This is a genomic window from Planococcus sp. A6 (assembly GCF_028823615.1).
Taxonomy (GTDB): domain Bacteria; phylum Bacillota; class Bacilli; order Bacillales_A; family Planococcaceae; genus Planococcus.
In genome coordinates this window covers 1-6,152 of record NZ_JAPEHT010000163.1, presented here as the reverse complement: position 1 = coordinate 6,152, position 6,152 = coordinate 1, and the positions used below count along the sequence as shown (strand labels likewise).

The 6,152-nt window shown below is 49.9% G+C and carries 9 protein-coding genes; 6 read left to right on the top strand and 3 right to left on the bottom strand.

Annotated elements, in window-relative coordinates; all coding sequences use genetic code 11:
• On the bottom strand, positions 1-1,179 hold a 1,179-nt coding region (locus ON064_RS16605), incomplete at its 3' end, for an MFS transporter (protein WP_274625636.1).
• Positions 1,180-1,305: 126 nt separating this feature from the next.
• Entirely contained in the window at positions 1,306-1,737 is a 432-nt protein-coding gene (locus ON064_RS16600) for a hypothetical protein (RefSeq protein WP_058382819.1), read from the bottom strand.
• Between the two features lie 164 nt (positions 1,738-1,901).
• On the opposite strand from ON064_RS16600, the gene ON064_RS16595 reads away from it, so the two are divergent.
• The 6 genes from ON064_RS16595 to ON064_RS16570 all read left to right on the top strand — a co-directional run bounded on the left by ON064_RS16595 (position 1,902) and on the right by ON064_RS16570 (position 5,927).
• The gene (locus ON064_RS16595; protein WP_274625635.1) at positions 1,902-2,579 is read left to right on the top strand and encodes an SOS response-associated peptidase; all 678 of its coding nucleotides are present in this window, start codon (positions 1,902-1,904) and stop codon (positions 2,577-2,579) included.
• 27 nt (positions 2,580-2,606) lie between these two features.
• Entirely contained in the window at positions 2,607-3,488 is an 882-nt protein-coding gene (locus ON064_RS16590) for a patatin-like phospholipase family protein (RefSeq protein ID WP_342455359.1), read from the top strand.
• Entirely contained in the window at positions 3,488-3,934 is a 447-nt protein-coding gene (locus ON064_RS16585) for a GNAT family N-acetyltransferase (protein ID WP_121298584.1), read from the top strand. The genes ON064_RS16590 and ON064_RS16585 overlap by 1 nt, the downstream gene beginning before the upstream one ends.
• Positions 3,935-4,083: 149 nt before the next feature.
• Entirely contained in the window at positions 4,084-4,293 is a 210-nt protein-coding gene (locus ON064_RS16580; protein WP_121298582.1) for a DUF896 domain-containing protein, read from the top strand.
• Positions 4,294-4,333: 40 nt separating this feature from the next.
• Complete coding sequence (gene hslO / locus ON064_RS16575; protein WP_274625634.1) at positions 4,334-5,203, top strand: Hsp33 family molecular chaperone HslO; 870 nt, start codon at positions 4,334-4,336, stop codon at positions 5,201-5,203.
• 121 nt (positions 5,204-5,324) lie between these two features.
• On the top strand, positions 5,325-5,927 hold the full coding sequence (locus ON064_RS16570) for an alpha/beta hydrolase (RefSeq protein WP_274625638.1): 603 nt from the start codon (positions 5,325-5,327) through the stop codon (positions 5,925-5,927).
• A gap of 59 nt (positions 5,928-5,986) precedes the next feature.
• Here ON064_RS16570 and ON064_RS16565 read toward each other — a convergent pair.
• The coding region (locus tag ON064_RS16565; protein WP_274625637.1) for an IS3 family transposase at positions 5,987-6,152 on the bottom strand (166 nt) is incomplete at its 5' end.

The window sequence follows — 6,152 nt, the reverse complement described above, 5'->3', positions numbered from 1 at the left end:
TCTTTTTCTGTACCAAGTAACGATCATTACGTAAATCGCTGGCATCGCTGCACAAAGAACAATCAGTACGTTCCATCCAAAACGGGTCCAGATGGGGCTGAGCAGTGAACTTCCTGCGGCGACGCCAATATAATACGATACGAGATATAAACTCGATGCGCTGCCTTTATGATGCGTAGCCTGCTGGCCGACAGAAGCAGCGGTCAGTGAATGGGCCGTGAAAAACCCGAGGCAGGTCACGCATAAGCCGATTGCGACCATCCACAGTTCAGGGCTGAGTGTCATCAACACGCCAGCAGAAAAAATGAACACGCCGATTATACGCACGCGCCTCAAGCCGAACGCTTCAGCGGCGCGCCCAGCCATAGGCGAGCCGATGACCCCGATGCCGTAGGCGAAGAACAGATAGGAGATCGCCTGCAGCGACATGGAAAATGGCGGTGCTTCGAGGTGGAACGGCAAATAGGTCCAGACGCCGGTGAAAGCGATTTGGAGAATCGCTCCGAGGCCGAACACAACGAGCAGCGCGGGATTTTTCAAATGGAACAGGAAGCCCTCGATATCTTTTGAAAAGCTCAGTTCGCTCGGTTCAAAATGGTGCGAAGGCGGCAATAGCAAAAAGACGGCGATAAACAAAGCGATGCCAGTCACGCCGAATGCGAAAAACGTCAATTGCCAGGAAAACGCATCCGTGAGAAATCCAGTCAAAACGCGTCCGAGCATGCCTCCGAGTGCATTGCTCGATATGTATAAAGCGGTGGCATAGGCGATGTTTTTGCGGTCGATCTCCTCGCTGATGTAGGCGAGTGCTGCAGCTGGAACCCCGGCGAGCGCAAAGCCTTGGATTAAGCGCAGCGCAAGAAACACGGTAAAAGATTCGACAAACGGCAGGATGAAAAATGGGATGGCGGAGCCGAGCAGTGACCAGATGATATAGGCGCGCCGCCCGTTGCGGTCAGAGAAGAACCCGAGAATGACCAACCCCGCAATCAATCCGAGGATAGTTAGGGAAAGAGACAGGCTGGAAGTCGAGACCGACACCCCGAAATCCGAGACGAATACCGGCAGTAAAGGCTGAACGGCATACATATTGGCAAAAATAAATAACGAAGCCAACAGCAGGCTCGCAATGATTTTCCAGAATTCACGGTCGCGTACCGTGTATTTGCGTTTTTCCATGGGAGACGATCACTTCCATTTCTTCTTCATCAAAGCTTCTGTTCCCCATTCTATCACTCATTGGCAAATAAGTGGGAGCGGCAAAAAGGGTGTGAAAAAGCCCGCATGAAAAATGCGGGCTGGACGTTAAAGCTTATTGAAATACGCAAGAATTTGTTTGCGGGTAGGTTCTTGCAGGCGATAGCGCAATTCCTTGTTTTGGGTATTCACGAGATGATAGGCCGGGTTTTCGACAACTGTAAATTTCCAATGCGGCTTCACGTTCTTTTTCTTCAATTGCAGTTCAGGAGGCATCATCTTGTCAGTGAAGCTTTCAAGTTTCGCCATTAGGAACGTATCCATATAACGGACGATGACAAATCCTTGGTGTTTTTCCGGGTCATATTTCGAGAGATTGTATTCACTTACATCAAAGCCTTTTTCGTAACGTTGCACAGACGGAGAAAGGACAAAAAAGTCCTCATTGTAAAATACATTCGAGTTGCCGAATTGCTTGAGGCCCAATTCCTCAACCAAAAGATCCTTATTGACCAAATTCATTTCGCGCGCAGTAGCCATGCAATTCCTCCTCATTTCCTTATAGTCTCTCCATTATAACATTCTTTTGGCTTATACGCAGAAAGGGCGTACCTAAAGCAATGGACAGCAGATTGCTAGAGAAGTTTGAAAAATCTGTTATATTGGAAGTAAGCCAATCCACTTAGAAAAAGGAGAGGATTTCAGTGTGCGGAAGATTTGCCTTATATGCAGATTACGAAGCCTTGCTTGAGCGTTTTGAGATAGAAGAAGCCGCCCTCGATCAGGCTTCCTACGAAGAGAATTACAATGTGGCGCCTTCCCAGCAAATCGTTGCGGTCATCAATGACGGTGAGCGCAACCGGCTTGGGACATTGCGCTGGGGGCTCATCCCGTCATGGGCGAAAGACGAGAAAATCGGCTACAAAATGATCAATGCCCGAGCGGAAACGGCTGCGGAAAAACTGAGTTTCCGCCACGCCTTCAAAAAAAAGCGCTGCCTCATTCCGGCGAATGCATTTTACGAATGGAAAAAAGGGCAGGATGGCAAAACGCCGATGCTCATCCATTTGGAGGACGACGAATTGTTTGCGTTTGCAGGGTTGTGGGAGTCTTGGGAATCGCCAGAAGGAGAAGTGGTCCATAGTTGTACAATTTTGACGACACAGCCGAATGCAGTAATGGCGGATATCCATGACCGCATGCCGGTGATTTTGGACAAGGAAGCGGAAAAAACCTGGCTCGATCCGAATGTCCAGGACCCCGAGCTATTGCAGAAACTCATCAAGCCTTACGAAGCGGAAGTGTTGGAAGCGTACGAAGTCTCCAGCGCGGTCAACTCGCCAAAGAATAAAGGGCAGGAATTGATTCGGAAAATCGGATGATCACACTTTCAGGCAAAGGGGAGGGTCATGGTGAAAAGCGGATTGATCTTGGAAGGCGGCGGCATGCGTGGTGTCTACACAGCAGGTGTGCTGCAGAAGCTCATGGAAGAGGATTTGTTTACGGATTATGTCATTGGGGTCTCGGCTGGCGCATGCAATGCCGTATCATATCTTTCCCGGCAAAGCGGCAGGAACCGGACAGTGATGATCGATTATGTAACGCATCCCGATTATATTTCCATGAAGAATTTGCTGAAGAAACGGGAACTGTTCGGCATGAACTTGATTTTCGATGATATCCCGAACCGGCTGGTGCCATTCGATTATGGCGGATTCGGTGCAGCTGCGGAAGAATTCGTCGTTGGGACCACGGATTGCATGACGGGGGAAGCAATCTATTACCGCAAGCCGCTGCCCCCGGAAGAATTGCTCACGGTTGTGCGTGCATCGAGTTCACTGCCGTTCATGTCGCGCCCTGTGGAATTCGGCGGACGCCTTCTTATGGATGGCAGCCTCGCCGATCCGCTGCCGATTAAACAAGCCTTGTCAGATGGCGTGACCAAGCCAATCATCGTGATGACCCGGGAAAAGAGCTACCGGAAGCGCCATACGCCCTTAATGCGCCTGGCGCCTGCATTTGCCCGTCAATATCCAGGCCTTGCGCGGGCATTGGAAGAACGGCAGCGAGTTTATAATGACTCAATGGCGCATATAGAGGCGCTTGAAGCGCAAGAAGAGGCCATGATCATCCGTCCCCGCAATTTGCATAAGCTGCGTGGCATCGAACGGGATCAGGAGCGGCTTGCGGCTTTGTATGTCCAAGGCTACCGGGATGCAGAATTGATGGTGCCACGGGCCCGGAAATTCATCCAGGCGAATAATACTTTAAGTTTGGAAAGGAGTTTGTGATGATTGCCCGAATAGACCAGACAAAAGAGAAAACTGCACGCGACATCCAATCAATCCAGCGGCCGGCTTACCGGATTGAAGCGGAACTGATGGGGTTTCATGACATCCCTCACATTTCCGAGACAATCGAAGAAATCCAGCAAAGCGAAGAGACATTCCTCGGTTATCAGGAAGAGTATTTGAAGGGGTTCATTTCCTATAAAGAAGAAGGTGATGTTATCGACATTTACCGGCTTGTCGTGGACCCGCTTCAGTTTCGGCAAGGCATTGCCCGCAGCCTGGTGGGCCATCTCCTAGAGCACAACAAAGAAAAGGAGTTCATCGTCAGCACGGGCACGGCAAATGCGCCGGCCCGCAAGCTGTACGAATCGTTCGGCTTTCGGGAAGAAGAAACCTTCGAAGTGGCGCCAGGGGTTACATGCACTCAATTCCGTCTTGCCAATTGACCGCCCTCCGCCGTAGTTCTTTTGAGGACTGCAGGCGGTTTTTTGTGCTTTCAGGAGATGCAGGCACATTTATTTATTTTTAATTCGAGATAATATAAAATGAAGGAAGTGGATATGTCCCTGTCCGCACAGAAAGGAGTGCGATTCAGATGATTAAGATCTTGCCGCGCATTAATGAATTGGCACAAAAAGAGCGCAGCTACGGATTGAGCTATGCGGAAATCCGGGAGCAGCAAGTGCTCCGCCGCGAATATCTCCATGAAATCCGTGGACAAGTCGAGACGACGGTAACGAATATGACGGTCATCGACCCGCTCGGCGCGGATGTCACGCCAAATAAAGTCAAAGACTCAAGATAAACGAACAAATCCCAAGCGGTTTCAGAGAGGAAGAAAATAGATGAACGATTATTTAGTGAGAGCCTTGGCCTATGATGGCCAAATCCGTGCCTTCGCAACCCGTACGACAGAAACGGTGAACGAGGCGCAACGCCGCCATTATACATGGCCTACAGCGTCCGCGGCACTTGGCCGCTCCATGACAGCAAGCGTCATGCTCGGTGCGATGCTGAAAGGCGAAGAAAAGTTGACGATTAAAATCAATGGGGGCGGCCCGCTCGGCACGATTCTAGTTGACGCCAACGCAAAAGGTGAAGTGCGAGGCTATGTGTCCAATCCCCAAACCCATTTTGACTTGAATGAGCAAGGCAAACTCGATGTCCGCCGGGCAGTCGGGACAGAAGGGACGCTGACTGTCTCCAAAGATATCGGTTTGCAGCATCCGTATGTCGGCCAAGTGCCGATCGTCTCGGGCGAGCTCGGGGATGATTTTACTCATTACATCGTGACTTCCGAACAGACGCCTTCTTCTGTCGGTGTCGGCGTTATCGTCAATCCCGATAATACCATCCTGGCTTCAGGCGGGTTCATCATCCAATTGATGCCGGGTACTGATGAAAAAGTAATCAGCCAGCTCGAACAGCGCCTGACAGAAATCCCGACAATCTCCAATATGGTGCGTGCCGGTTTGACGCCTGAAGATATCTTGAACGAAGTCTTGGGCAAAGAAAACGTCAAAGCGCTCGATACGATGCCGGTGAATTTCCAATGCCAATGCTCGCGTGAACGCATCCATAACGCCATTCAGGGCCTTGGATCTGCGGAAATCGAAGACATTATCGTGACAGAAGGCAAGGCGGAAGCACAATGCCATTTCTGCAACGAAACCTATGTGTTCACGAAAGATCAATTACAGGACATGTTGTCTTAATTAACGCTATGTAAAGCCTGTGGAAGATTCCGCAGGCTTTTTGATTTGGAAGCGAAAGATGAATATGATATGATGTTATTATCTCGAATTAAAGATATTATAAATAGGAGGTTTTTACATGATGAAACATATTTACAACCCCCCAGCGGATGCGTCCAAGCCGACATTCTTGCTGTTGCACGGAACAGGCGGGACGGAAACGGACTTATTGCCGGCAGCAGGGCATATCGATCCGGAAGCGGGCGTGCTGAGTGTTCGCGGGAATGTGTCGGAAAACGGCATGCCGCGATTTTTCAAACGTTTGTCTGAAGGCGTCTTCGACATGGAAGATTTGCGTGAACGGACAGAAGAGCTGCACGCATTTATCGGCCAGGCAGCTGATGAATACGGCTTTGACCGCAATAATGTCATCGCGCTGGGCTATTCGAACGGCGCGAATATTGCCGCAAACCTGTTGTTCTCGTATGAAGATTCAATGAAAGCTGCGATTTTGCACCACCCGATGGTACCGGACCGCAATAAGGAATTGCCGAACCTGGAAGGGACGCGTGTCTTCATCGCTGCTGGCACCAACGATCCGATCTGCCCGAAAGAAGAATCGGAAGATCTGGAAAAACTGCTAAGTGGAGCCGGCGCCAAAGTCGACCTGCATTGGGAAAATCAAGGCCACCAGCTGACGATGGATGAATTGGTTGCAGCGAAAGCTTGGTATGAAAAAGGGTGAACAAAACTCCTCTGAACTGAGCCCCATTTTGTGGACAATTTAATAAAAGCACCCGGCAGCTAGGCTGCGATCAGATGACTTCGGTATTGTGCCGGAGTCATCTTTTTTAGATTCCATTGTTTGCGCGTTCCATTGTAATACTCCATGTACTCATCCACCAGTGCTTTCAATTCCTCTAGGCTGGTTGCCTGTTTAAAGTCGACATCATCTTTAAAGTGACCAAAA

What these genes read in the sequence shown, in the direction of transcription:
- ON064_RS16570 (WP_274625638.1), top strand. Translation starts at nt 5,325, where the DNA reads ATGAAACATATTTACAACCCCCCAGCGGATGCGTCCAAGCCGACATTC.
- ON064_RS16590 (WP_342455359.1), top strand. Translation starts at nt 2,607, where the DNA reads ATGGTGAAAAGCGGATTGATCTTGGAAGGCGGCGGCATGCGTGGTGTC.
- hslO (WP_274625634.1), top strand. Translation starts at nt 4,334, where the DNA reads ATGAACGATTATTTAGTGAGAGCCTTGGCCTATGATGGCCAAATCCGT.
- ON064_RS16585 (WP_121298584.1), top strand. Translation starts at nt 3,488, where the DNA reads ATGATTGCCCGAATAGACCAGACAAAAGAGAAAACTGCACGCGACATC.
- ON064_RS16600 (WP_058382819.1), bottom strand. Translation starts at nt 1,737, where the DNA reads ATGGCTACTGCGCGCGAAATGAATTTGGTCAATAAGGATCTTTTGGTT.
- ON064_RS16580 (WP_121298582.1), top strand. Translation starts at nt 4,084, where the DNA reads ATGATTAAGATCTTGCCGCGCATTAATGAATTGGCACAAAAAGAGCGC.